The following is a 23,378-nucleotide window of genomic DNA, read 5'->3' on the forward strand; positions in this document are numbered from 1 at the left end:
CGGTGCCGGGAGTCGCCGTCGGGGGACGCCCTGACGGGTGAATGTCGCGCCACGGCGGGCGCAGGGCCACCCCGTGCGGCCACCCGGCTGGTTTGCTGCAACCGGAAACTCGCGCGACGTGCGGGCAGGGCCGTTCGGCCGACCCCGGTGGAGGCGGCGCCACGCCGGGTGCGCGGTCCACCGGCGGCAGACAATCGAAGGAGCGTCCCAGTGACGACGACGGGCACAACAGGGGCGGCGAGGGACGACGAGTCCTACGTCAACGAGCTTCCGGTACACAGCAGAGAACCGGGAAACGTCGTCATCAAGTGGATGACCACCACGGACCACAAGACGATCGGCTCGCTCTACCTGGTCACCTCGTTCGCGTTCTTCCTCATCGGCGGCCTGCTCGCGCTCTTCATGCGCGCCGAGCTGGCTCGTCCGGGCACGCAGATCATGTCGAACGAGCAGTTCAACCAGGCGTTCACGATGCACGGCACGATCATGCTGCTGATGTTCGCGACACCGCTGTTCGCCGGATTCACCAACTGGATCATGCCGCTGCAGATCGGCGCGCCCGACGTGGCGTTCCCCCGGCTGAACATGTTCGCCTACTGGCTCTACCTCTTCGGCTCCGTCATCGCCGTGGCCGGCTTCCTCACCCCTGACGGAGCGGCCGACTTCGGCTGGTTCGCCTACTCGCCGCTGACCGACGCGGTCCACTCACCGGGCATCGGCCCGGACATGTGGATCATGGGTCTGGCCTTCTCCGGATTCGGCACGATCCTCGGTTCGGTCAACTTCATCACCACGATCATCTGCATGCGCGCACCCGGCATGACGATGTTCCGCATGCCGATCTTCGTCTGGAACGTCCTGCTGACCGCCGTCCTGGTCCTGCTGGCCTTCCCGGTCCTCGCAGCGGCGTTGCTGGCACTGGAGGCGGACCGGAAGTTCGGCGCGCACGTCTTCGACGCGGCCAACGGCGGCGCGCTCCTGTGGCAGCACCTCTTCTGGTTCTTCGGCCATCCGGAGGTCTACATCATCGCGCTCCCGTTCTTCGGGATCGTCACCGAGATCATTCCGGTCTTCAGCCGGAAACCGATCTTCGGCTACATCGGCCTGGTCGGCGCGACGATCGCCATCGCCGGCCTGTCCGTGACCGTGTGGGCCCACCACATGTACGTCACCGGCGGTGTGCTGCTGCCGTTCTTCTCGTTCATGACGTTCCTCATCGCGGTCCCGACCGGGGTGAAGTTCTTCAACTGGATCGGCACGATGTGGAAGGGCTCGCTGTCCTTCGAGACGCCGATGCTCTGGTCCATCGGTTTTCTCGTCACCTTCCTCTTCGGCGGCCTGACCGGGGTGATCCTCGCCTCGCCCCCGATGGACTTCCACGTCTCGGACTCGTACTTCGTCGTCGCGCACTTCCACTACGTGGTCTTCGGCACCGTCGTCTTCGCGATGTTCGCCGGATTCCACTTCTGGTGGCCCAAGTTCACCGGCAAGATCCTGGACGAGCGGCTCGGGAAGATCACCTTCTGGACGCTGTTCGTGGGCTTCCACGGCACGTTCCTGGTGCAGCACTGGCTGGGCGCCGAGGGCATGCCGCGCCGCTACGCGGACTACCTCGCGGCGGACGGCTTCACCGCGCTGAACACGATCTCGAGCATCTCCTCGTTCCTGCTCGGCCTCTCCATGCTGCCGTTCCTGTACAACGTGTGGAAGACGGCCAAGTACGGCAGGAACGTCGGGGTCGACGACCCGTGGGGCTACGGGCGCTCGCTGGAGTGGGCCACGTCCTGCCCGCCGCCCCGGCACAACTTCGTCACGCTGCCCCGGATCCGTTCCGAATCCCCGGCATTCGACCTGCACCACCCGTCCGTGCGTGAACTAGACGACGCCGCGTACCACGGCGACCACGCGGCGACGGCGGGCCGGGGGGACCGGCAGGCGTGAGCGGACCGGCCGGCGGAGAGGAGAACAGGGTGGGCATCGACCCCGACAAGGACAGCGCCCGCGGGCTGGCCCAGATGGAGGGCTACCTGCTGTGGAACGCCGAGATCGAGCAGGCGCGCCGCCACGCCCGCCGCTTCACCGACGAACTGCCCTGGCTCACCACCGCCCAGCGCGAGGACGTGGAACGGGTGTACGCGGCCGACCGGGCCGAGGCCTCGCGGGTGATGCTGGGCCGCGTCTGCGCCCGCGCCACCGAACTGCGCGGCGAGTACAGCCGGCGGTACCGCACGCTGAGGGCGCGCTGCGTCGCGGCCACCGCCGTGGTCTGCCTGGGGACGGCCGGCGGCGCCTGCACGGTGGTGACGTACCTGGTCAGGTGAGTACCGGTCGTCCGTTTCGCCGCCCCAGCAGGCGAAGTCTCAGCTGTCTCGTGAAAATGAGAGGTGACGTGCGCGTGCGACGGGGCAGGCGAACGGACGACCGTGCAGACCCCGAGAAGGGACGAACACTGTGGCACGACCCAGGATTCTCGTTGTAGGAGCCGGTTTTGCCGGGGTCGAGTGCGTACGCCGTCTGGAACGCCGGCTCCGTCCCGGCGAGGCGGACATCGCGCTCGTGGCGCCGTTCTCGTACCAGCTCTACCTGCCCCTGCTGCCTCAGGTGGCCTCGGGCGTCCTCACCCCGCAGTCGGTCGCGGTGTCACTGCGCCGCAGCAGCCGGCACCGCACCAGGATCATTCCCGGCGGGGCCATCGGAGTGGACCCGCTGGCGAAGGTCTGCGTGATCCGCAAGATCACCGACGAGGTCGTCAACGAGCGCTACGACTACATCGTGCTCAGTCCGGGCAGCGTCACCCGCACCTTCGACATCCCCGGGCTGCTCGACAACGCCCGGGGCATGAAGACCCTGGCGGAGGCCGCCTTCGTGCGGGACCACGTCATCGCGCAGCTCGACCTCGCGGACGCCAGCCAGGACGAGGAGGAGCGGGCCTCGCGGCTGCAGTTCGTGGTGGTCGGCGGCGGATACGCGGGCACCGAGACCGCGGCCTGCCTGCAGCGGCTGACCACCAACGCCGTCCGGCACTATCCCCGGCTCGACCCGAAGCTGATCAAGTGGCATCTGATCGACATCGCCCCCAAGCTCATGCCCGAACTGGGCGACAAGCTCGGTGAGAGCGCGCTGAAGGTGCTGCGCGAGCGGGGGATCGAGGTCTCCCTCGGGGTGTCGGTCGCCGAGGCCGGCCCCGACAAGGTCACCTTCACCGACGGCCGGGTACTGCCCTGCCGCACCCTGATCTGGACGGCGGGCGTCACCGCCAGCCCGCTGGTCGCCACCTTCGACGCGGAGACGGTACGCGGCCGGCTCGCGGTCACCCCCGACATGAGCCTGCCCGGCCACGACGGCGTCTTCGCCCTCGGCGACGCGGCGGCCGTCCCCGACCTGGCCAAGGGCGACGGGGCGGTCTGCCCGCCCACCGCGCAGCACGCGATGCGCCAGGGCCGCAAGGCCGCCGACAACCTGCTGGCCACCCTCCGCAACCAGCCACTCCAGCCGTACGTCCACAAGGACCTCGGGCTCGTCGTGGACCTCGGCGGCAAGGACGCCGTCTCCAAGCCGCTCGGCATCGAGATGCACGGCATCGGCGCCCAGGCCGTGGCCCGCGGCTACCACTGGTCGGCGCTGCGGACCAACGTGGCCAAGGCGAGGGTCATGACCAACTGGCTGATCAACGCCGCCGCGGGCGACGACTTCGTCCGCACCGGATTCCAGTCCCGCAAGCCCGCGACACTGCGCGACTTCGAGCACACGGACAGCTACCTCACCCCGGAACAGGTCCGCGAGCACACCGCCGCGCTGCACACCGGGATGTGAGCCGCACAACCCGGACGTGATCCGGGACGACGGCGGGACCCTGCCGGATTCCGGCCGGGCCCCGCCGCGTTCGGGTCAGCTGTGGCCCTTGTGGCCGACGGTGAGTCCGGGATCGCGCTGCGCCACCGGGTCCAGCGCCTGGTCCATGGCCTTCAGCAGGTCGGCGTCCAGCCGCACTCCGGCGGCCACGGCGTTCTCCGTCACCTGCTCGGGGCGGGAGGCGCCGATGATCGCGGCGGAGACGTTGGAGTTCTGCAGCACCCAGGCGACCGCGAGCTGAGCCATGGTCAGACCGGCCTCTTCGGCCAGCGGACGCAGCAGCTGCACCCGCTCCAGTACCTCCTCGCGCAGCCAGTCGGCGACCATGTCGGCCCCGCCCTTGTCGTCCGTCGCGCGCGAGCCCGCCGGCGCCGGCGCACCGGGCCGGTACTTGCCCGTGAGCGCGCCCTGGGCGATCGGCGACCAGACGATCTGGCCGATGCCGAGCTCCTCGGACGCGGGCACCACCTCGTCCTCGATGACCCGCCACAGGGCCGAGTACTGCGGCTGGTTGGAGACGAACGGCACCCGCAGCTCGCGGGCCAGCGCGTGCCCGGCGCGCAGCTGTTCGGCCGTCCACTCCGAGACGCCGATGTAGTGCGCCTTGCCGGAGCGGACGACGTCGGCGAACGCCTCCATCGTCTCCTCCAGCGGCGTGGTGTGGTCGTAGCGGTGCGCCTGGTAGAGGTCGACGTGGTCGGTCTGCAGCCTGCGCAGCGAATTGTCGATCGACTCCATGATGTGCTTGCGGCCGAGCCCGCGGTCGTTGAGTCCGGGGCCGGTCGGGAAGTACACCTTGGTGAAGATCTCCACCCCCTCGCGGCGTTCGTCCTTGAGCGCCCGTCCCAGGACCGCCTCGGCCCGCGTCTGCGCGTAGACGTCCGCGGTGTCGAAGGTGGTGATGCCGGCGTCCAGGGCGGCACGGATACAGGCGAGCGCCGCGTCCTCCTCCACCTGGGAGCCGTGGGTGAGCCAGTTCCCGTACGCGAGCTCGCTGATCGTCAGACCGCTGCGGCCGAGTCGGCGGAATTCCATGTGGCTGCTCTCCCTCTGCTGGTAAGTGCCGCTACATGGTAGGACGCATGACCGCCGTTCAGGAGGCCGGCACCGTGTTGCGGATCAGTTCGAGGAAGGCGGCGTTGTCGGGGGTGCGCCGGAGCCGGTCCAGCAGTGTTTCGAGCGAGGTCTGCGCGTCCCTGGAGTGCAGGGCGCGCCGCAGATCGCGTACGGCGGTCAGTTCTTCGGCCGGTACGAGGAGTTCGTCGCGGCGGGTCCCGGAGGCCGCGATGTTCACGGCCGGGTGGACGCGCTTCTCGGCGAGGGCGCGGTCGAGCCGCAGCTCCATGTTGCCGGTCCCCTTCAGCTCCTCGAAGAAGTACTCGTCGGCGCGGGAGCCGGTGTCCACGAGGGCCGTGGCCAGGATGGTGAGGGAGCCGCCCTCCTCGGTGAGCCGCGCGGCACCGAAGAGGCGCTTGGGTCCGAGCAGGGCCGCCGCGTCGACACCGCCGCTGAGGGTGCGGCCGCCGGCCGAGGCCGCGTTGTTGTGGGCCCGGCACAGCCGGGTGAGGGAGTCCAGCAGGATGACGACGTCCCGGCCCTGCTCGACCAGCCGCTTGGCGCGTTCGAGGGCGAGCTCCGCCAGCGCGATGTGCTCCTTGGCGGGCCGGTCGAAGGTCGAGGCGTAGACCTCGCCCCGCACCGAGCGGCGCATGTCGGTGACCTCCTCGGGGCGCTCGTCGAGCAGCACCACCATCAGGTGGCACTCGGGGTGGTTCTCGGCGACCGAGGCCGCGATCTGCTGGAGCAGTACCGTCTTGCCGGTTCTGGGCGGGGCCACGATGAGCCCGCGCTGGCCCTTGCCGATCGGGGCGACGAGGTCGACGACGCGCGTTGACGGGCTGCCCGACGGGGTTTCCAGGCGCAGTCGCCGCCGGGGGTGGAGCGGGGTGAGGTCGCGGAAGTGCGGCCGGCCCCGGAGGGACTGAGGGGGGAGGCCGTTGACGCGGACGACGGCGCTCAGGGCGCGGGGCCGCTCGCAGGTCCCCTCGACGGCGTCGCCCTTGCGCAGGCCGTGCCGGCGGATGATCGCGGCCGGTACCTGGACGTCGCGTGCGGTGGCGTGTCCGTCGGCGGGGCGCAGGGTGCCGTGCCCCTGGTGGGTGATGTCGAGGATTCCGGCCGCGGCCGTGCGGGCGGCGGGCTCGGTGGATACGGGGTTTTCGAGTGTGGTGGTCATGCGGGGTGGTCCTTTCGCGGACATGCGAATGAAGGGGCCCGGCAGAAACGGGGGCGGAGATCTCACGCCCCGGATGACGGGCAGGAAAGGCCGGCGGGACAGCCCGTACCGGACTGGGGAAATAAACGCGATAACGCCGGATCGCCGGTCCTGAGGACGGGCGCGTCAGCGTGACGAGAAATGAATCGGTACCGGCGCCTGAATCTCAAGGCGTACACACGTACCAATGGCAATGTAGCACGGTCCACGGACACCGGTCACGGTCCGGCGCCGGCAACCCGGGTCCGCGGGCGCCGTCCGGGGCCGGGCTCAGCTCAGCCGGAACACCGGGCCGCGCGGGGTGAACGGCAGTGACGCGCCCTGCGGGATCAGGAAGGCGTGCTCGCGCCGGATCCGCAGGGTGTCGCACCGGCCGTCGGTGATCACGAGCAGCGGGGCCGTCGGCGGAAAGTCGTCCGCCCGGTGCAACAGGTCGACTCCCGGCTGGAGTTCGGTCCCGCCTCGGCCGTGCACCCGCACCCGGCCGGCGATCTCGGTCGGTGGCAGGTAGCCCGCGTCGTACGGTGCCGCGTCGCAGAAGACCACGCGCGCCGCGGGGACGTCGCGCGCCTCGGCGTAGGAGGCGATGGCGCCGAGAGCCTTGCCGAGCATGCCGCTGTTCATCGAGCCGGAGGTGTCCAGGACCACGCCGAAGGTGCAGCGGGCCGTCTCCTCGGGCGGGAAGTACCGGCCCGCCCTCGGGATGCCGGGGGTCGATGCCTGGCGCCGTGCGGGGCGGGCATAGGACCGTACGGGCTCCGGCCGGGGAACGAACTCGTCGAACCAGCGGGCCAGCCGCGCGTCCCACGGCACGGGCGGGTGGGCCAGTGCCCGGATCTCCTCGATCAGACCGGCCGGCAGCAGACCGCGTTCGCCGTACTGGTGCAGATCGAATCCCTGAACCAGGCCGCGCCGGTAGAAGTCGTCCAGATCGGTGTACGGACGGGCCCCGGAGTGCGGCAGGGGCTCGCCGAGGATGTCACCGGCCCCCTTGCCCCGCAGCGTCGCGAGCCTGCGGCGCCGGCGCAGGTCGCCCGCGATGCGGTCGTACACCTCCTCGGCGGACAGGTCCCGCAGTTCCGGGTCGTACAGGAGGCCCTCGGGCATGTCGCCGACGCGCATCCGCACGAGCCAGTCGTTGACGACGTAGTCGGCGGCGACGTTGAACAGGAACGGGTCGCGGCCACCGCAGCGTTCGCCGTGGCGGAGCGCGGCGTGCAGCATCTCGTGGGCGAGGACGAAGCGCCATTCCTCGTCGGTGAACGTGCGCAGCGGGTTGATGTAGATCTCGCCCGCGACGGAGCTCACCGCGGCGATGTCGATGCTCTGCGAGCGGGCCAGTTCGGCGTCGGCCACGACCGTGAGCCCCGCGGCGAGCCCGCCCAGCAGCGGGTAGGAGGAGACGAACCAGTTCAGGGCCCGGTCCCAGGGGCGCTGGGGCACGCGCGCCCCGGTCGTGCGGTCGATGCGGCCGCCCGCCACGTCCATCGCGGCGGAGACGCTGCGGGTGAGGGCGTGCGCGAAGGCGGTCTCCCAGTCCGGAACCGCGGACCTGTTCCAGCTGTTCCAGGTGGTGAGGATCTGGTCCGCGCGGTCACCCGCGGTGCCGCAGTGCTCATGGGCTGCGGGGATGCCGTCGCGGCGCCAGCGGGCGGCCAGCTGCTCCTCGTCGCCGCCCGGAGCGTCCGCCGGCAGGTCGTCGGGGGGCCTGCCCGTCGGATGGGTGAGCAGGAAGCGGTTGACGACCGCACACCGTGCCGCGAGGTCGAACCGGTCGGGCTGCTCCCGCGGGTCGTCGGCGGAGGCAGGCACATGGCCGAAGCCCAGATGCAGCAGACAGTGCGCGAGGGCCCAGGCCCATTCGGCCGGGTCCGCCCGCCTGGTGGGGTGGACGTGGATGGTGCCGTTGGAGGTGACGGTGGCCAGCCCGGCCCCCGGGGCGAGGCCGCAGCCGTCCTGTCTGCACACGGAGGCGTCCAGGGCGGCGTAGGCGGGGTTGCGTTTGACCAGCGCGAGCCCGGCGGCGAACGCGGCGGTGGCCGGATCGGACGTGCCGCCCTTGTTGCTCGTACGCCGCGCCGCAGACCTCATCGCCGGGCCTCGACCAGCCTGGGCATGTCGCGCGCCGCCTCGACGAGGAACCAGGAGGGCAGCACCGGCAGCCCGTCGGCGTCGTCCGCGATGACGGTCTGCGCGACCTCGACCGAGATCTCGGCAAGCCGCACGAGCAGCGACTTGGCCCGGTACGACGTCTGCCGCATCGACGCGGAGACGTGCTCCTTCCGGCGCGGCAGCTCCTTGACGAGCCGGCCGCGGAACGCCTCCGCCAGGTAGTAGAGCAGGTCACGGTCCTCCAGCCGGGTGGGCCAGGAGGCATCGCCCCTCATGATCGCCTCGATCCCGAAGGCGTGGCGCACGATCTTCGCGTATCCGCAGAAGGAGACGGCGTGTGCCGGTGTCAGCGTGCCGTGCACGATCACCTTCAGCGTCTCCTCGCCCATCTCCGGCCCGAAGGAGTGCAGGGCGTCGGAGAGCATGTGCCAGGAGCGCGGCGTGGAGAACGGCTCCTCGGTCTTGGGCGGCTGCGACCACAGGTGGTCGGGCCGGTCGGTCAGGTAGTCGGTCACCCAGGGGTGGATGCCGTTCTCGCCCGCCCACACCAGCCAGTCCGCCGACGAGGCCCGCAGATGGACGTGGGTGAGGCGGTTGACCAGCGCGGAAGCGATGGGCCGGGCCAGGGCGTTGTCCGTGGCCCGGTTGCCGGCCCCGATGACGATCGATCCGGCGGGCAGCTCGTACGAGCCGATCCGGCGGTCCAGGATGAGGGAGTAGAAGGCCTTCTGGACATCGGGGGTCGCGGCGTTGAGCTCGTCGAGGAAGAGGCAGTAGGGCTCGTCGCGGGCGATGGCCTCGGGCGGGCAGAACACGGAGCGGCCGTCCCGGATCTGCGGTACGCCGATCAGGTCCTCGGGCGCGAGCTGCGTGCCGAGCATGCTGACGCACTCCAGCCCGAGCGACTCGGCGAAGCTCCGCACGAGCGAGGACTTCCCGATCCCCGGCGCTCCCCAGAGGAACACCGGCCGCACGGTGGCGAGACCCAGCAGCAGCTCGGGTATCTGGGCGGGTGTGACGGTGACGGCGGCCTGCACGCGGGGGAGTTCCTTACGAGTCCGGGAGTTCGGGCCCGCCCAGTATGGGTAGGTCCGAACTCCCGCCGCAGCTCGATTTCCCTCCGGCCGCACCTGACCGGACACGGCCTCAGGACCGGAACGCCGCCAGGATCTGCTCGGCGGCCAGCGTGGCCGGCAGGGTGCCCTCCCGGACCCGCAGCTCGAGCTCCGGTGCCAGCGCGCGCACTCCGGGGTGGCTGCGCAGGCTCTCCAGCAGCTCGTCGCGCACCATGGTCCAGGTCCAGTCGACCTGCTGCTCACGCCGTTTGGCGGCCAGCCGGCCGGTCGATTCGAGCAGCGTCCGGTGCTGTTCCAGCCGCTCCCACAGGGTGTCGAGGCCGCTGCCCTCGCGGGCGCTGCACGTCAGCACCGGCGGGGTCCAGGCCGCGTCCGCCGGGTGCATCAGCCGCAGCGCGCCCGCCAGTTCGCGGGCGGCGGAGCGGGCATCACGCTCGTGCGGACCGTCGGCCTTGTTCACGGCGATGGCATCGGCCAGCTCCAGCACGCCCTTCTTGATGCCCTGCAGCTGGTCACCGGTGCGGGCCAGGGTCAGCAGCACAAACGTGTCGACCATGTTGGAGACGGCCGTCTCCGACTGGCCGACGCCCACCGTCTCCACCAGCACCACGTCGTACCCCGCCGCCTCCATCACCACGATGGACTCGCGGGTCGCCTTCGCCACCCCGCCCAGCGTGCCGGCGGTGGGGGAGGGGCGCACGAACGCCGCCGGGTCCACCGCCAGCCGCTCCATCCGGGTCTTGTCACCCAGGATGGAGCCGCCCGTACGGCTGGAGGAAGGGTCGACGGCCAGCACCGCGACCCGGTGCCCGAGGCCGGTGAGCATCGTGCCGAGGGCGTCGATGAACGTGGACTTGCCGACTCCGGGCACACCGCTGATACCGATGCGGCGGGCGCTGCCGGAGTGCGGCAGTAGCTCGCGCAGCAACTGCTGGGCCAGTGCCCGGTGGTCGGGCCGGGTGGACTCGACGAGTGTGATGGCGCGCGCGATGTGCGCCCGCTTCCCGTCGAGTACCCCCTTCGCGTAGCTGTCGAGATCGATCTTCGGGGCCATGGTTCAGCGGCTCACAGCTCGTGGCCGAGTGAGGCACCGAGCCGCGTCACCAGATCGTGGGCCGCGTCCGGGATCACCGTTCCGGGCGGGAACACGGCCGCCGCGCCGGCCTCGTGGAGCGCGTCGATGTCCTGCGGCGGGATGACCCCGCCCACCACGATCATGATGTCCTCGCGCCCCTCGGCAGCCAGTTCCTCGCGCAGTGCGGGGACGAGGGTGAGGTGGCCGGCGGCCAGGGAGGAGACGCCCACGATGTGCACGTCCGCCTCGACCGCCTGCCGGGCGACCTCGCCCGGGGTCTGGAACAGCGGGCCGACGTCCACGTCGAAGCCCAGGTCGGCGAAGGCGGTCGCGATCACCTTCTGCCCCCGGTCGTGTCCGTCCTGGCCCATCTTGGCGACCAGGATGCGCGGACGGCGTCCCTCCGCCTCCTCGAACGCGTCGACCAGTGCGCGGGTGCGGTCCACGGACGGCGACTCCCCTGCCTCGTTGCGGTACACACCGGAGATCGTACGGATCTGGCCCGAGTGCCGGCCGTACACCTTCTCCAGCGCGTCCGAGATCTCTCCCACGGTGGCCATCGCCCGCGCCGCGTCGACCGCCAGCGCCAGCAGGTTCCCCTCCAGCCCCGGGCCCGGCTCACGGCCCGCCGCCTCCGTCAGCGCGCTCAGCGCGTCCTGGGTGGTCCGCTCGTCGCGCTCCTCGCGCAGCCGGCGCAGCTTCTCGATCTGCTGGGTGCGGACGGAGGAGTTGTCGACCTTGAGGACGTCGATCTTCTCGTCGGTCTCGACCCGGTACTTGTTGACGCCGATGACGGGCTGGCGGCCGGAGTCGATGCGGGCCTGGGTGCGGGCGGCGGCTTCCTCGATGCGCAGTTTGGGGATGCCGGCGTCGATGGCCTTGGCCATGCCGCCCGCCGCCTCGACCTCCTCGATGTGCTGCCAGGCCCGCCGCGCCAGGTCGTAGGTGAGCTTCTCCACGTAGGCGCTGCCGCCCCACGGGTCGATGACCCGTGTCGTGCCGGACTCCTGCTGGAGGAGCAGCTGGGTGTTGCGGGCGATGCGGGCGGAGAAGTCGGTGGGCAGGGCGAGTGCCTCGTCCAGGGCGTTGGTGTGCAGGGACTGGGTGTGTCCCTGGGTCGCCGCCATCGCCTCGACACAGGTGCGGGTGACGTTGTTGAAGACGTCCTGCGCGGTCAGCGACCAGCCCGAGGTCTGCGAGTGGGTACGCAGCGAGAGCGACTTGGCGTTCTTCGGCTCGAACTCCTTGACCAGCTTGGCCCAGAGCAGGCGGGCGGCGCGGAGTTTCGCGATCTCCATGAAGAAGTTCATGCCGATCGCCCAGAAGAACGACAGCCGGGGCGCGAACGCGTCGACGTCGAGCCCGGTCGCCTGCCCGGCCCGGATGTACTCCACGCCGTCGGCCAGGGTGTACGCCAGCTCCAGGTCGGCCGTCGCCCCGGCCTCCTGGATGTGGTAGCCGGAGATGGAGATCGAGTTGTAGCGCGGCATCCTGGCCGAGGTGAACGCGAAGATGTCGGAGATGATCCGCATCGAGGGCTTCGGCGGATAGATGTAGGTGTTGCGGACCATGAACTCCTTCAGAATGTCGTTCTGAATGGTCCCGGCCAGCTTCTCGGGGGGTACTCCCTGTTCCTCGGCGGCCACGATGTACAGCGCGAGCACGGGGAGCACCGCGCCGTTCATCGTCATCGACACCGACATCCTGTCCAGCGGGATGCCGTCGAAGAGCTGACGCATGTCGTAGATCGAGTCGATCGCCACGCCCGCCATGCCGACGTCGCCGGTCACCCTCGGGTGGTCGCTGTCGTAGCCCCGGTGGGTCGGCAGGTCGAACGCGACGGACAGCCCCTTCTGCCCGGCCGCGAGGTTACGGCGGTAGAAGGCGTTGGACTCCTCGGCGGTCGAGAACCCCGCGTACTGCCGGATCGTCCAGGGCTGATTGACGTACATCGTCGGGTAGGGCCCGCGCAGGTACGGCGCGACACCCGGGTAGGTACCCAGGAAGTCCAGCCCCTCCAGATCCTGGCCGGTGTACAGCGGCTTGACCGCGATGCCCTCCGGGGTGTCCCACCGCAGGTCGCCCTCCGAGCTCCCGGCGGACTCCTTCACCGCCGCCCGCCACTGGTCCTCGGTCGCCTCGGTACCACTGCCCGGCCCGAGCTCGATATCGGAGAAGTCGGGGATCCGCATTACGCCACACCCATACGGTCGAGAACGGAGGAGAGGACGGCCACCACATCGCAGCCGGCGAAGACGTACTCATCGACACCGGCGTAATCGCCGGGCCGCCCCGCCAGGTACACCCGCTGCGCACCCGCCGACACGAGTGCCGCCGCGACCTCGCCGGCCTGTTCGGCGTAGAGCGCGTCGCTGGAGCACAGGCATGCCACGTCCGTCCCGGCGGCCGCGAACGCCTCGGCGACCGAGGCGGCGTCCACCCGCACCGGCTCGTGGACCGGCTCGATGCCGCCCGCCTGGAAGAGGTTCGCGGCGAAGGAGGCCCGCGCGGTGTGCGCGGCGGCGGGGCCGAGCGCGGCGATGAACATCCGCGGCCTGCTGCCCGTGGCCGCCAGATGGGCGTCCGAGCGGGCCCGCAGTTCCTCGAACGCCTCGTCACGGCGGACCACCGGAAGACCGCCGCGCGCGGTGGCCGACGGCGCGGCCTCGCGCTCCACCACGCGCTCGGTGAGCTGCGGGAACTCGCTGACGCCGGTGATCGGCTCCTTGCGCCGCGCCAGGTCCTTCTTGCGCGCCGCCCAGGTGGCCGCCAGCCGGTCAGCGATCATGCCGGACTCCAGCGCGGCCGCCTGGCCGCCCGCCCGCTCGATCTCCTGGAAGAACGCCCAGGCGGACTCCGCGAGCTCGTCGGTGAGCCGCTCCACGTACCAGGAGCCGCCGGCCGGGTCGATGACCCGGGCCAGGTGCGACTCCTCCAGCAGGATCGTCGACGTGTTACGGGCGATGCGCCGCGCGAACGCGTCCGGCAGGCCCAGCGCGTGATCGAACGGCAGCACGGTCACCGCATCGGCCCCGCCGACGCCCGCGCCCAGGCAGGCCAGCGTGGTGCGGAGCATGTTCACCCACGGATCGCGCCGGGTCATCATCACCGGCGACGTCACGGCGTGCTGCCGCTGCGCGCCGGCCTCCGCCGCGCCGCAGACCTCGGCGATCCGCGCCCACAGCCGGCGCGCGGCCCGCAGCTTCGCGATCGTCAGGAACTGGTCGGCGGTGGCCGCGTACCGGAACTCCAGCTGCGCGCAGGCCTCATCGACGCCGAGCCCGGCACCGGTCAGCGCCCGGAGGTAGGCCACCCCGGTGGCCAGCGAACTGCCCAGCTCCTGCGCGGCGGAGCCACCGGCCTCGTGGTAGGGCATCGCGTCCACGGTCAGCGCCCGCAGCCCGGGGTACTCACGGGCGCAGCGCAGCGCCCAGCCGGCAGCTGTCGCCGTCTCAGGTGCTCCGCCGTCGCGGGCTGCCTGCCCCAGCGGGTCCGCGCCGAGACTGCCGCGCGCCGACTGCGGCGGTACGCCCCGTTCCGCGTAGAGGCGCAGCAACTCCGTCGCCGCGGCGTCGAGTTCGGACCCCGCGTCGAGCACGACCGGGGCCAGGTCGAGATGGACACCGTGCAGTGCGCGGCCGAGACCGGAGACCGGCACGCCACCCCCGGCATCCCCTACGGTCAGCCACAACGAGGTGACACCGTTCTCCAGATCCGCGAGCACCGCTTCGTTGAGCCGGGCGGGATCCGGTGTGCTGTGGCGTTGCCGAACGCCCCAGCCGCCCACCGTGCTTCCCTCCGGCTTGCTGCCGCGGGTGAAGGGGGCGAAGCCGGGGACACCGGCATTGGGCGCGTCGTCGCGCGAGGTGTAGAGGGGGCGGGTGGTGAGCCCGTCCTCCACCGTGGTGGACAGCGCTTCCTCGGCGGCCGAACCCGAAACGTCCTTGCCCGACTTGCGCAGCACACCCTCGACGAGGCTCTGCCAGTGCTCATGGGCGGGGTCAGGGAATTCGGCGGCCAACGAAAGCCCGTCAGCAGGCAGGACCGTCATGCCCAGATGCTAGGGCAGGATTCTGGAGGCGCAGCAGAGCGACCGGCTGTGACCTTGACCTCCCCGAGCGCGCTTGATCCCTTGCGTACTGTCGAGTAACACGCGGCGCGTGGGGTGGCCAGGTTTTCCTGCATCGGGCTAGGTGGGCGATTTGCCACAGTGCGGCAGTAAATGACCAAAGTTATGCTGCTGGCAATCCATCCCCCCGGAGAGGACACCCCGTGGCTGTGGGACCTGTCGAGTACCTCGTCGTCGCCTTCCCCGGCAGCCGGTTCACCGGTGCGATCGCGCCGGCGCTGGCCGACGCGGTCGCGTCGAAGGCTGTGCGCATCATCGACCTGGCCTTCGTGTACCGCGCCGACGACGGCACGATCGAGACCATTGAGCTGGACGACCTCGACCCAGGCGACCTCGTCTCCTTCGAGCCGGTCGAGGGCGAGGTCACGGGGATGCTGAACGACGACGACATTCGGAAGCTGGGTGAGAGCGTGCCACCGGGCAGCTCTGCGGCGCTGATCGTGTGGGAGGACCTCTGGGCGGTGCCGCTCACCGAGGCCGTCCGCGCGTCGGGCGGACAGCTCGTCGCCCATGAGCGCATCCCCGCCGATGTCGCCGAAGCGGCCCTGTCCGCCGCCGGTTCCGACCGCTGACACCGCTCCCGCACCGGAAAGGCGTACGACATGCCGATTTTTCGAGGACCCGGAATGAATCGCCGCGGCCCCGGCCTGCTCGGCGCGATGGCGCGCACGGCCGTGGTCGCGGGCACGGCCTCCGCGGTCAGCGGCCGGGTCCAGCAGCACCAGCAGGAGAAGTTCACCGAACGGGAGACGGAGCAGATCGCCCCCGAGCCGCAGATGCGGCAGCAGGCCGCCGCGCCGCCTGCGGACGATCTGATCAACCAACTGGAGCGACTGGGCGAGCTGAAGAAGCAGGGCGTCCTCACGGACGCCGAGTTCGCGGCCCAGAAGAACAGACTCCTGGCCGAATGAGCGCGACGGCCCGGACGGCCCCGGCGATCCGGCGGGACCGGTGAATTCGTTGCCCGACCGTCATTGACGGTCGATTGCGGCTCATTGACCAAGGGGCTTTTCAGTGGGTGCCGTTCGCGCCCCGCGCTCCTCTCGTTTCCGCTTCCGTGCGTACCGGCCCGCCCTGTCGATCACCCCCGGCGTTTCACATTGTCGAGTTTCGGACCTCATGCGACTTTTGATCCGGCCAGGCCGAAATCAATTCGGATACGTGCCGGGAAAAGAGGAAGTTCATCGTGCAAACCGTCAGGGACGTCCCGGCAGTGTCCGTTCTCAACCTGCGTGACCTGGGGGGCATCGCCCTGCGGCACGGCCGTCGGGTCAGGCCCGGCCGGGTGCTGCGCTCCGGTCAGCTCAGCGGACTGGGCCCGGCGGACGACGCCGCGGTGGCGGCGCTCGGCATCCGCACGGTCGTCGATCTGCGCACCGCGGACGAACGTGCCTCGGCCCCCGACCGCCTGCCGCCCGGAGCCCGGCGGTTCGTCGCGGATGTACTCGGGGACAACCCGGGCGTGGCACCCGCCAGGCTCCGGGCCCTGCTCGCCGACCCCGTCGAGGCCGAGCGGCTGCTCGGCGGCGGAAAGGCCGAGGAGATGTTCGCGGAGACGTACCGGCAGATGGCGCTCTCGCCCCGGGCCGCCGCCGCGTACCGGGCCCTCGTCGACACGGTCGCCGACGGCGCGGCGTGCCCGGTGCTCTTCCACTGCACGGCGGGCAAGGACCGCACGGGCTGGGCGGCGGCGCTGCTCCTGCTTCTGCTGGGAGCCTCGCGGGACACGGTGCGGACCGAGTACCTCGCGGTGAACCCGGTGGTGCGGCTCGCCTTCCGGCCGTACGTGCAGAACTTCCTCGACGCGGGCGGCGACCCCGAGATCGCGTCCGCGATCATCGAGGTCCGCCCCCGCTATCTCGATACGGCGCTGGACGCCATGGACGAGCGGTGGGGAGGCCTCGACGGCTACGTACGGGACGGGCTGCGTCTGCCCGAAGCGACCCTTCGACGTCTGCGCACCGAACTCGTGAGCCCTTAGGTTCTCCCGTCCGGCACCCGCTTGATCGGCGCGTGGCGCCGGGTGCCGCGAGCCCGGCACGATCCGGGCGAGAGGCACCGGCGCCCCGGCCCGCCGCCGGAGCGCCGGAGCGCGCCGGCGGCGCCGGACCGCGCTCACTGGCCTCAGGCCTTCAGCAGGCGTTCGGTGAGGTCGCGGTACTGCTGCAGGACGATCCGCAGTTCCTCGGTCCGGGTCCCCGATTCCCCGCCCTGCTGCTGGGCGCCCATCTCGCGCCGGCGCTCCTTGAGGGCGTTCGCGAGGCTGTCGACCGCCGCGTCGAAGGCGCCTTCGGCCTCCTCGACCGCGCGCACGGGGTTCTCGACGAATTCGGTCACCGCTTGCTGGAGCCGCTGCGCCAGCTTCTCCTGATCGCCCTCCGGGAAGAGCGGCCGGTCGGCCGCGGCGGCGGCATCGGCGGACGGGCCGGCGGATACCGACGGCCGTCCGGCGGGCCGTTCGGGGGACTTCGGAGACTGCCCGGCGACGCGGTCGGGGTCTGCGGGAGACTTCCCGGTGGTCCGGTCGGTGGTGACCGGCGACGGTTCGGTGGTCCGGTCGGTCGTGACCGGAGCCCGTTCCGAGGTCCGGCCGGAGGTGACCGGAGGCTGTCCGGCGGTCACCGGCGGCTGCTCGGGGGGTGTGGGGGATCCGGTGGGGGTCCGGGGGGTGCGCTCGGTCTCGTACGTCATGCTGTGCCACTTCCTTCCGCATGGTGCCGGTCCCGGTGGACCGGGCTCTGCGTGCCGTTGCTCTGCGTGCCGTTGGAGACCAGTACGTCGAAGAGGCCGCGGGCCTCGATCATGGCCTCGCGCATCTCCTCCGTGCTGCCCTCGCCCCGCTGGACGGCGTGCACCCGGCGGTAGCCGTTGATGTGCTCGGCGTGGTGAACGGACAGGGCCGCCGTCTGCTCCTCGAAGTCGCCGCCGTCAGGGAATCCCGTGTCCCTGGCCAGCTCCGCCAGGAGGGTGTCGGCGTCGGTGACGGCCTGCTGCGGCGCATCGACGAACCCGCCCTGAATCCGGGTCCAGCGCTCGGCGTACTGCGCACGGGCCTCCGGCGACAGGGGACGCTCATCGAGGGAACGGTGCCGCTTCAACCGTTCGCTCAGCTCGTGCTCGGCTGCCTTGGCATCGCCGTCGTGACGCGCGACGGTCCGGTCGTACTCCGGTCCGAAGCGGCGCTGCAGACCGCGACCGCCCGGCTGCCGGCCGAAGGCGAAGAAGAGCCCGGCGGCCACCACCAGAACGACCGCGACGATGATCACGACAGTGGTCATGCTCACCATTCCTTTCGGTCCGTGCCCGGACGAGGTCCGTCCGGGCGTGCCGCTCGTGTACCCCGCCGCACGGATTCATGCCCCCAAAGCGCGAGTTGCTCGCCGGCAGGGCGGAAGTAAGGACGGCGAGCAGGCGTCATGGCGCCTCCCGGAGCGGATTGACCCGACGCGCCTCGGTATCGTGAAGGGGCGCATCAGAATTCTCCGAGAGGGGCGTCACGGTGACCGAACGCAAACCTGCGGGCATCAGCTTCGAGTCCTGGGTCGACAAGCAGATCCGCGAATCCGAACAGCGTGGTGACTTCTCCCAGCTGCCGGGATTCGGCAAGCCGCTCGACGGTCTCGACCGCCCCTACGACGAGACGTGGTGGATCAAGTCGAAGATGCAGCGCGAGGGGGTGTCGGTGCTTCCGCCGACACTGGCTCTGCGCAAGGAGGCGGAGGACGTCCTCGCGGCGCTGCCCGAGGTCCGGACGGAGGCCGCGGTGCGCCGGATGCTGACCGAGGTGAACGAGAAGATCGCCGAGGCCATCAGGCGGCCACCGCCGGGACCGCTCCTGAACCTCAAGCCCTTCGACGTCGATGCCCTGACCGGGGAGTGGCGCGCCGCGCGCGACTCCTCCTGAGCCGGACGCAGACGGACCGCCCGCCGCCCCGCGCCCCGGGTGCGTAATACTCGACGAATGAGATCAAGTGTTACGCAGTCGGGGCGTCCGGCGCCGGGCGGAGGCGTACGGATCAGGCGGGCCGTCGCCCGGGACGCGAGGCGGCTGACCCGTCTGGTCCAGGCCTCGCGAGCCTACGAGGGGCCGTACGCCCCGATGGTCGCCGGATACCGGGTGGGCCCCGACTACATCGAGGCGCACCGGGTCTTCGCAGCCGTCGAGGAGGCTACCGGGCGGCTGCTCGGCTTCTACTCCCTCGTCCTGGATCCGCCCGAGCTGGACCTCATGTTCGTCGCCGACGACGTGCAGGGCGGCGGCATCGGGCGGCTGCTCGCCGGACACCTGACGGACGAGGCACGCCGCGCCGGGCTCACCGGCGTGCGCATCGTCTCGCACCCGCCGGCCGAGGGTTTCTACCGCAGTGTGGGGGCCCTGCGGACCGGTACCGAGCGAGCCGCACCGCCCGCCGTGATGTGGGACCGGCCCGAACTGCTGCTCCCGGTCACCTGAGGACGCCTGAGGGCCCGGCCGGACCCCGCGTGCGGCGGGTCCGGCCGGGCCCCTGGACAGGCACCCGCCGTCAGGAGTCGTAGCCTCCGTACGGACGGGTGATGATCTCCATCCCGTGACCGGCGGGATCGGTGAAGTAGATGCCCCGCCCGCCGTCGTTGTGGTTGATCTCGCCCGGGTGCCTACCGTGCGGATCGGCGTAGTACGCGGCCCCGAGTTCCCGGATGCGGGCGTACGCCGTATCGAACTCCGCCTCCGACACGAGGAAGGCGTAGTGCTGGGGGGTGATGGATTCGGCGGGAACGGTCGCGAAGTCCAGGGTGACTCCGTTGGCCGTGGTGAGCGGGATGAACGGACCCCACTCCTGACCGGTCTCCAGCCCCAGGACGCCGGCCAGGAACTCGGCCGACTCCCGGTTGTCCCGGGCATGAACGATGGTGTGATTCAACTCGACTGACACTGTGGAATGCCTCCAACGGGCATCTCACGGGCACCTCCACGCCTCACCCGGCCGGTGACCGACGCGCGATGCCGTACCGAAGATCCTAGGCGGGCCGGCCCCGGGACGTCGAGGCCGCCCGGGATGCCGGACTGCCGTGATCGCGCCCGGGACGAGGAGGAGCCGCCCGGTCCGTCACGCCGGGGCGGTGGTGGGGTTGTGGACGTCCGTGAGGGTGAACAGTCCGCCGTCCGGGTCGCGCAGCGTCGCCTCCCGGGCGTCGGGCCCCGACAACTCCTCGACGAGCGAACCGCCGTGCTCCTGCGCCGAGGCGACTGCGGCCGCCACGTCGGGGACGGGGAAGTTGACCTGCCAGCGCGGCCGGACCAGCGGATCGGGGGCCGCCTCGACCGCGCCCGAGCTGATCCGGGCCAGCTGGCGCCCGCCGCACGTGACGATCACCTCGTCCTTCGCGTATGACACCTCACAGGAGCCGGGCAGCCCGCTCGCCCAGTCCAGCACCTCGCCGTAGAAGATCGCGGCGTCGAAGGCGCTCCTGGTGTGCAGCCGCAGCCAGGCGTGCGAGTGGCCGTCCGGAGCGGGCGGCGAGGTCGCCGGCTCGGTCCGCTCCCAGATGCCGAACCCCGCCCCCTCGCGGTCGGCGGCCAGTGCACCGCGCCCCTTGCCCAGAGCCAGCGGCCCCACCGCCACTGTGCCGCTGCGCTCGCGGATCCGGGAGGCGGTCACATCGGCGTCCCGGACGGCGAAGTAGGGCGTCCACGCCACCGCGACGTGGAACGTGGTCGCCACCGCGCCGATACCGGCGACGGGCACGTCACCGCGGCGGGCCACCGAGAACTCCTGGCCGAGCTTGCCCGGCCGGAAGGTCCAGCCCATCACCGGGCCGTAGAAATCCTGCGCCGACTCCAGGTCCCGGGTCATCAGGTTGACCCAGCACGGCGCCGCGGGCCCGGTCAGAGGCGCGGGAGCGGATGCCTTGCCAGAGGTGCTTGCGGTCATGGTCCTACTGCCTTCATGGGATGTGCGGCAGATGTGTGCCGATGGCCTGCGGGCCCTCCCCAGCCTCACCGCGGCCGCCCGCTCCCGCAACACGCGGCGACGCCGTCCGCCCCCGCACCCCACCCCCGCCGGGGAGGGGGCGCGGCGGCCCCACCCCCAGACCACCCCCCCCCCCCCGGAGAGATGGGCGCGCCGCCCCCCCCCCCCCCCCCCCCCCCCCCCCCCCCCCCCCCCCGCCGCCCCCCCCCCCCCCCCCCCCCCCCCGGGGGCGGCCCCCCCCCCCCCCGGCGTCGCACCTTCCGTCTCAGCCGCGCCTCTCGTCGTTCTCGGGGCGACCGTGCCCGTCCCCGTGCTCACCGAGCTCGTACGGCGAGAGCCCGCGGCCGTCGGCCGGGAAGCTGTCGTCGGCGTGGACGTCCGGCTCCTCGACATGGGTGCGGTGGTCCGGCGCCACCGGCTGCTCCTCGGGCCGGGGCGGAGGGGGCTCCTGGGTGCGCCGTCGCTTGCCGAGCCACACGGCACCGATCAGCAGGGCCACCAGGATCACTCCGACAACGGCCATCACCGCCCCGGTCGCTCCGCGCCCGTCCGCGAGGGTGAGGGCCAGGGAATTCAGGGCTCCACGCGATACGTCCATGCATGCCGGATACCCCGGGACCGGACCGTCACTCGGTGCGAAGGTTGAATTCATGTTTTAAGTGGATATGGGATAAAAAGTGTTTCGATCGGTACGGGCCGTGTCGCGGCCCGCATCCGCAAGCCGGCGGGGCCGCTCACCTCGCAGACACCCGGCCGCGGGGAGAGTCTGGAGGTACACCCTCAGGAAGGAACCGCGGTGAACAGCACACGGGAAGCGCAGACGCAGGAGAACCGGCAGGGCGGGGAGGTGTCGGTGGTTCTCAGCGGCTGCGCCAAGGACGACGCCGCCACGGTCTTCGACGTGCTGCGGGCCGCGTTCGTCACCGACCGGGCCTCGGTCGACGTGCCGCAGGACGTCACGGGCAAGCGGCCCACCGCCTGGGTCGCGACCGTCGACGTGACCGAGGAGCGGGTGGTCTCCGGGCCCGTGCGCCTCGGCGCGCCCGTCACGCTCGACGTCCAGGGCGGCTACTGGGCGGTCGAACGGCTCAGGCAGAGCCTGGCGGGAGCCTTCGCGGTGCGGGTCGTGGGCACCGTGTCCGGCGACCAGGAGGAGGAAGTGCGGCTGCGGCTGGCGAGCAAGTAGGCCGCTCCTGCCCCGCCCCCTTTCCCTGAAGCGATGCGGTGAGACGTGATCTGACGTGACCGTTCCGGGTGAGGGTGCGAGCGCTGTGGTGCGAATCTGATAGAAGTTTGTCTGATATCAGACAGAACGCACAGATATCGCCCCTTAGTGAGAGGTTGCGCCACGTGGATCCCACCACCCGGCGGGAGGACGACGGGGGAGACCCGCGGGCGACCACCGGCAGCTCCGCCCTGACCCTGAACGTCAACGGCACCGAGCGGACACTGACGCTCGACCACCGCACCACCGTCCTGGACACGCTCCGCCATCACCTGGGCCTGACAGGCGCGAAGAAGGGCTGCGACCACGGCCAGTGCGGTGCCTGCACCGTCCTGGTGGACGGCCGGCGGGCGAACAGCTGCCTGCTGCTGGCCGTCGCGTACGACGGCGCCCGCATCACCACGATCGAGGGCCTGGCCGACGGCCAGCGGCTGCACCCCCTCCAGGAGGCCTTCCTGGACCGCGACGCGCTCCAGTGCGGCTACTGCACGCCCGGCCAGATCTGTTCGGCCGTCGGGGTGCTGCGCGAGGCGGCCGACGGCTTCCCCTCCCACGTCACCGGGCACACCGCGCCCGTCACCGCCCCGGCGCACCTGGACGCCGCCGAGATCCGCGAGCGGATGAGCGGCAACCTGTGCCGGTGCGGCGCGTACCCGCGCATCGTCGAGGCAGTCGGGGACGTGGCGCCATGAAACCCTTCGGCTATCTGCGTGCGGCGTCCGTCGCCGAAGCGGTCCGGGGGAGCGCGGCGGACCCCGGTGCCCGGTTCCTCGGCGGCGGCACCAACCTCGTCGACCTGATGAAGCTGGGGGTGGAGGCCCCCGGCCTGCTCATCGACGTCAGCCGGCTCCCGCTGGACCGGGTGACGGAGACCGCCGACGGCGGACTGCGCATCGGTGCGACGGTGCGCAACAGCGACCTGGCCGCCCATCACGCGGTACGAACCCGCTACCCCGCCCTCTCCCAGGCGCTGCTGGCCGGCGCCTCGGGGCAATTGCGCAACACCGCCACCACCGGCGGCAACCTCCTTCAGCGCACCCGCTGTCCGTACTTCCAGGACACGTCCAAGCCCTGCAACAAGCGCGAGCCCGGCAGCGGCTGTCCGGCCCGCGAGGGAGCCCACCGCGACCTCGCCGTCCTCGGCCACTCCGCCGCGTGCGTCGCCACCCACCCCTCGGACATGGCGGTCGCCCTGGCCGCCCTCGACGCCACGGTCGTACTGCGCGGACCGGACGGCGAACGGACCGTGCCCGCCACCGCCTTCCACCGGCTGCCGGGGGACGACCCGGCCACCGACACCGTGATCCGGCCGGGCGAACTCATCACCGAGGTCCTCCTGCCGCCGCTGCCCGACGGCGCTGTCTCCCTCTACCGCAAGGCCCGCGACCGCGCGTCGTTCGCCTTCGCCCTGGCCTCCGTCGCGGTCGTCCTGCACGTCCGCGACGGCCGGGCCGAACACGCGGCCCTCGCGTTCGGCGGCCTCGCGCACCGCCCCTGGCGGGCCCACGCCGCCGAGGAGATCCTGCGCGGCGCACCCGCCACCGAGGAGACGTACGAAGCGGCGGTGGACGCCGAACTCGCCGCCGCCCGCCCCCTGCGCGACAACGCGTTCAAGGTGACCCTGGCCCGCCGGCTGGCCGTCGACGCCCTGACCGAACTCACCGCCCGCCCCTGAAAGAGCCG

23 protein-coding genes are annotated in these 23,378 nt (G+C 71.5%); 11 read left to right on the plus strand and 12 right to left on the minus strand.

Annotated elements, in window-relative coordinates; translation table 11 throughout:
- The first annotated feature begins 210 nt into the window (after positions 1-210).
- The 3 genes from ctaD (at position 211) to ACGFU6_RS02040 (ending at position 3,813) form a co-directional block, all read left to right on the plus strand.
- Positions 211-1,941, plus strand: coding sequence for a cytochrome c oxidase subunit I (ctaD, locus tag ACGFU6_RS02030; RefSeq protein ID WP_393607558.1), 1,731 nt, complete (start codon positions 211-213; stop codon positions 1,939-1,941).
- 35 nt (positions 1,942-1,976) lie between these two features.
- A complete protein-coding gene (locus ACGFU6_RS02035) occupies positions 1,977-2,321 on the plus strand; it encodes a hypothetical protein (protein WP_393607801.1) in 345 nt (114 codons plus the stop codon).
- Positions 2,322-2,451: 130 nt separating this feature from the next.
- Positions 2,452-3,813, plus strand: coding sequence for an NAD(P)/FAD-dependent oxidoreductase (locus ACGFU6_RS02040; protein WP_393607559.1), 1,362 nt, complete (start codon positions 2,452-2,454; stop codon positions 3,811-3,813).
- Between the two features lie 75 nt (positions 3,814-3,888).
- On the opposite strand, the gene ACGFU6_RS02045 is transcribed toward ACGFU6_RS02040, so the two are convergent.
- The 7 genes from ACGFU6_RS02045 to mutA form a co-directional block, all read right to left on the minus strand.
- On the minus strand, positions 3,889-4,887 hold the full coding sequence (locus ACGFU6_RS02045) for an aldo/keto reductase family protein (protein WP_393607560.1): 999 nt from the start codon (positions 4,885-4,887) through the stop codon (positions 3,889-3,891).
- Between the two features lie 58 nt (positions 4,888-4,945).
- Positions 4,946-6,088 carry a transcription termination factor Rho gene (gene rho / locus ACGFU6_RS02050; protein WP_393607561.1) on the minus strand — a complete coding sequence of 381 codons (1,143 nt, stop codon included), beginning with the start codon at positions 6,086-6,088 and terminating at the stop codon, positions 4,946-4,948.
- Between the two features lie 309 nt (positions 6,089-6,397).
- Positions 6,398-8,218 carry a hypothetical protein gene (locus ACGFU6_RS02055; protein ID WP_393607562.1) on the minus strand — a complete coding sequence of 607 codons (1,821 nt, stop codon included), beginning with the start codon at positions 8,216-8,218 and terminating at the stop codon, positions 6,398-6,400.
- Positions 8,215-9,276, minus strand: a complete 1,062-nt coding sequence (locus ACGFU6_RS02060; RefSeq protein WP_393607563.1) for an ATP-binding protein — start codon at positions 9,274-9,276, stop codon at positions 8,215-8,217. Before ACGFU6_RS02060 ends, ACGFU6_RS02055 begins: the two co-directional genes overlap by 4 nt.
- A 109-nt stretch (positions 9,277-9,385) precedes the next feature.
- The gene (gene meaB / locus ACGFU6_RS02065; RefSeq protein WP_393607564.1) at positions 9,386-10,369 is read right to left on the minus strand and encodes a methylmalonyl Co-A mutase-associated GTPase MeaB; all 984 of its coding nucleotides are present in this window, start codon (positions 10,367-10,369) and stop codon (positions 9,386-9,388) included.
- A gap of 11 nt (positions 10,370-10,380) precedes the next feature.
- Positions 10,381-12,582 carry a methylmalonyl-CoA mutase gene (scpA, locus tag ACGFU6_RS02070; protein ID WP_393607565.1) on the minus strand — a complete coding sequence of 734 codons (2,202 nt, stop codon included), beginning with the start codon at positions 12,580-12,582 and terminating at the stop codon, positions 10,381-10,383.
- A complete protein-coding gene (mutA, locus tag ACGFU6_RS02075) occupies positions 12,582-14,441 on the minus strand; it encodes a methylmalonyl-CoA mutase small subunit (RefSeq protein ID WP_393607566.1) in 1,860 nt (619 codons plus the stop codon). The genes scpA and mutA overlap by 1 nt, the downstream gene beginning before the upstream one ends.
- Positions 14,442-14,662: 221 nt before the next feature.
- Between mutA and ACGFU6_RS02080 the strand changes: the two genes are divergently transcribed.
- The 3 genes from ACGFU6_RS02080 (at position 14,663) to ACGFU6_RS02090 (ending at position 16,500) form a co-directional block, all read left to right on the plus strand.
- Entirely contained in the window at positions 14,663-15,091 is a 429-nt protein-coding gene (locus ACGFU6_RS02080) for a DUF6325 family protein (RefSeq protein ID WP_393607567.1), read from the plus strand.
- Between the two features lie 54 nt (positions 15,092-15,145).
- The gene (locus ACGFU6_RS02085) at positions 15,146-15,430 is read left to right on the plus strand and encodes an SHOCT domain-containing protein (protein ID WP_393607568.1); all 285 of its coding nucleotides are present in this window, start codon (positions 15,146-15,148) and stop codon (positions 15,428-15,430) included.
- A 275-nt stretch (positions 15,431-15,705) separates the two neighbouring features.
- On the plus strand, positions 15,706-16,500 hold the full coding sequence (locus ACGFU6_RS02090) for a tyrosine-protein phosphatase (RefSeq protein ID WP_393607569.1): 795 nt from the start codon (positions 15,706-15,708) through the stop codon (positions 16,498-16,500).
- Positions 16,501-16,643: 143 nt separating this feature from the next.
- Here ACGFU6_RS02090 and ACGFU6_RS02095 read toward each other — a convergent pair whose 3' ends face one another.
- Both ACGFU6_RS02095 and ACGFU6_RS02100 read right to left on the minus strand, forming a co-directional pair.
- The gene (locus ACGFU6_RS02095; RefSeq protein ID WP_393607570.1) at positions 16,644-17,210 is read right to left on the minus strand and encodes a hypothetical protein; all 567 of its coding nucleotides are present in this window, start codon (positions 17,208-17,210) and stop codon (positions 16,644-16,646) included.
- Complete coding sequence (locus tag ACGFU6_RS02100; RefSeq protein ID WP_393607571.1) at positions 17,207-17,806, minus strand: hypothetical protein; 600 nt, start codon at positions 17,804-17,806, stop codon at positions 17,207-17,209. Before ACGFU6_RS02100 ends, ACGFU6_RS02095 begins: the two co-directional genes overlap by 4 nt.
- 212 nt (positions 17,807-18,018) lie before the next feature.
- Between ACGFU6_RS02100 and ACGFU6_RS02105 the strand changes: the two genes are divergently transcribed.
- Positions 18,019-18,423 carry a DUF1992 domain-containing protein gene (locus tag ACGFU6_RS02105; RefSeq protein WP_393607572.1) on the plus strand — a complete coding sequence of 135 codons (405 nt, stop codon included), beginning with the start codon at positions 18,019-18,021 and terminating at the stop codon, positions 18,421-18,423.
- 57 nt (positions 18,424-18,480) lie between these two features.
- Complete coding sequence (locus ACGFU6_RS02110; protein WP_393607573.1) at positions 18,481-18,972, plus strand: GNAT family N-acetyltransferase; 492 nt, start codon at positions 18,481-18,483, stop codon at positions 18,970-18,972.
- Positions 18,973-19,042: 70 nt separating this feature from the next.
- On the opposite strand, the gene ACGFU6_RS02115 is transcribed toward ACGFU6_RS02110, so the two are convergent.
- From ACGFU6_RS02115 to ACGFU6_RS02125, 3 genes are all read right to left on the minus strand, one after another.
- The gene (locus ACGFU6_RS02115) at positions 19,043-19,432 is read right to left on the minus strand and encodes a VOC family protein (protein WP_393607574.1); all 390 of its coding nucleotides are present in this window, start codon (positions 19,430-19,432) and stop codon (positions 19,043-19,045) included.
- A gap of 174 nt (positions 19,433-19,606) precedes the next feature.
- Positions 19,607-20,431 (minus strand): VOC family protein, encoded by an 825-nt coding sequence (locus ACGFU6_RS02120; protein ID WP_393607575.1) that lies wholly within the window; start codon positions 20,429-20,431, stop codon positions 19,607-19,609.
- Positions 20,432-20,735: 304 nt separating this feature from the next.
- Positions 20,736-21,068, minus strand: a complete 333-nt coding sequence (locus ACGFU6_RS02125; protein WP_393607576.1) for a DUF6479 family protein — start codon at positions 21,066-21,068, stop codon at positions 20,736-20,738.
- 198 nt (positions 21,069-21,266) lie between these two features.
- On the opposite strand from ACGFU6_RS02125, the gene ACGFU6_RS02130 reads away from it, so the two are divergent.
- The 3 genes from ACGFU6_RS02130 to ACGFU6_RS02140 all read left to right on the plus strand — a co-directional run bounded on the left by ACGFU6_RS02130 (position 21,267) and on the right by ACGFU6_RS02140 (position 23,370).
- Positions 21,267-21,656 carry a hypothetical protein gene (locus tag ACGFU6_RS02130; protein ID WP_393607577.1) on the plus strand — a complete coding sequence of 130 codons (390 nt, stop codon included), beginning with the start codon at positions 21,267-21,269 and terminating at the stop codon, positions 21,654-21,656.
- Between the two features lie 164 nt (positions 21,657-21,820).
- Entirely contained in the window at positions 21,821-22,387 is a 567-nt protein-coding gene (locus tag ACGFU6_RS02135; protein WP_393607578.1) for a 2Fe-2S iron-sulfur cluster-binding protein, read from the plus strand.
- Complete coding sequence (locus ACGFU6_RS02140) at positions 22,384-23,370, plus strand: FAD binding domain-containing protein (protein WP_393607579.1); 987 nt, start codon at positions 22,384-22,386, stop codon at positions 23,368-23,370. Before ACGFU6_RS02135 ends, ACGFU6_RS02140 begins: the two co-directional genes overlap by 4 nt.
- Positions 23,371-23,378 lie beyond the last annotated feature (8 nt).

This window comes from Streptomyces sp. NPDC048462 (assembly GCF_043200175.1).
Taxonomy (GTDB): Bacteria; Actinomycetota; Actinomycetes; order Streptomycetales; family Streptomycetaceae; genus Streptomyces.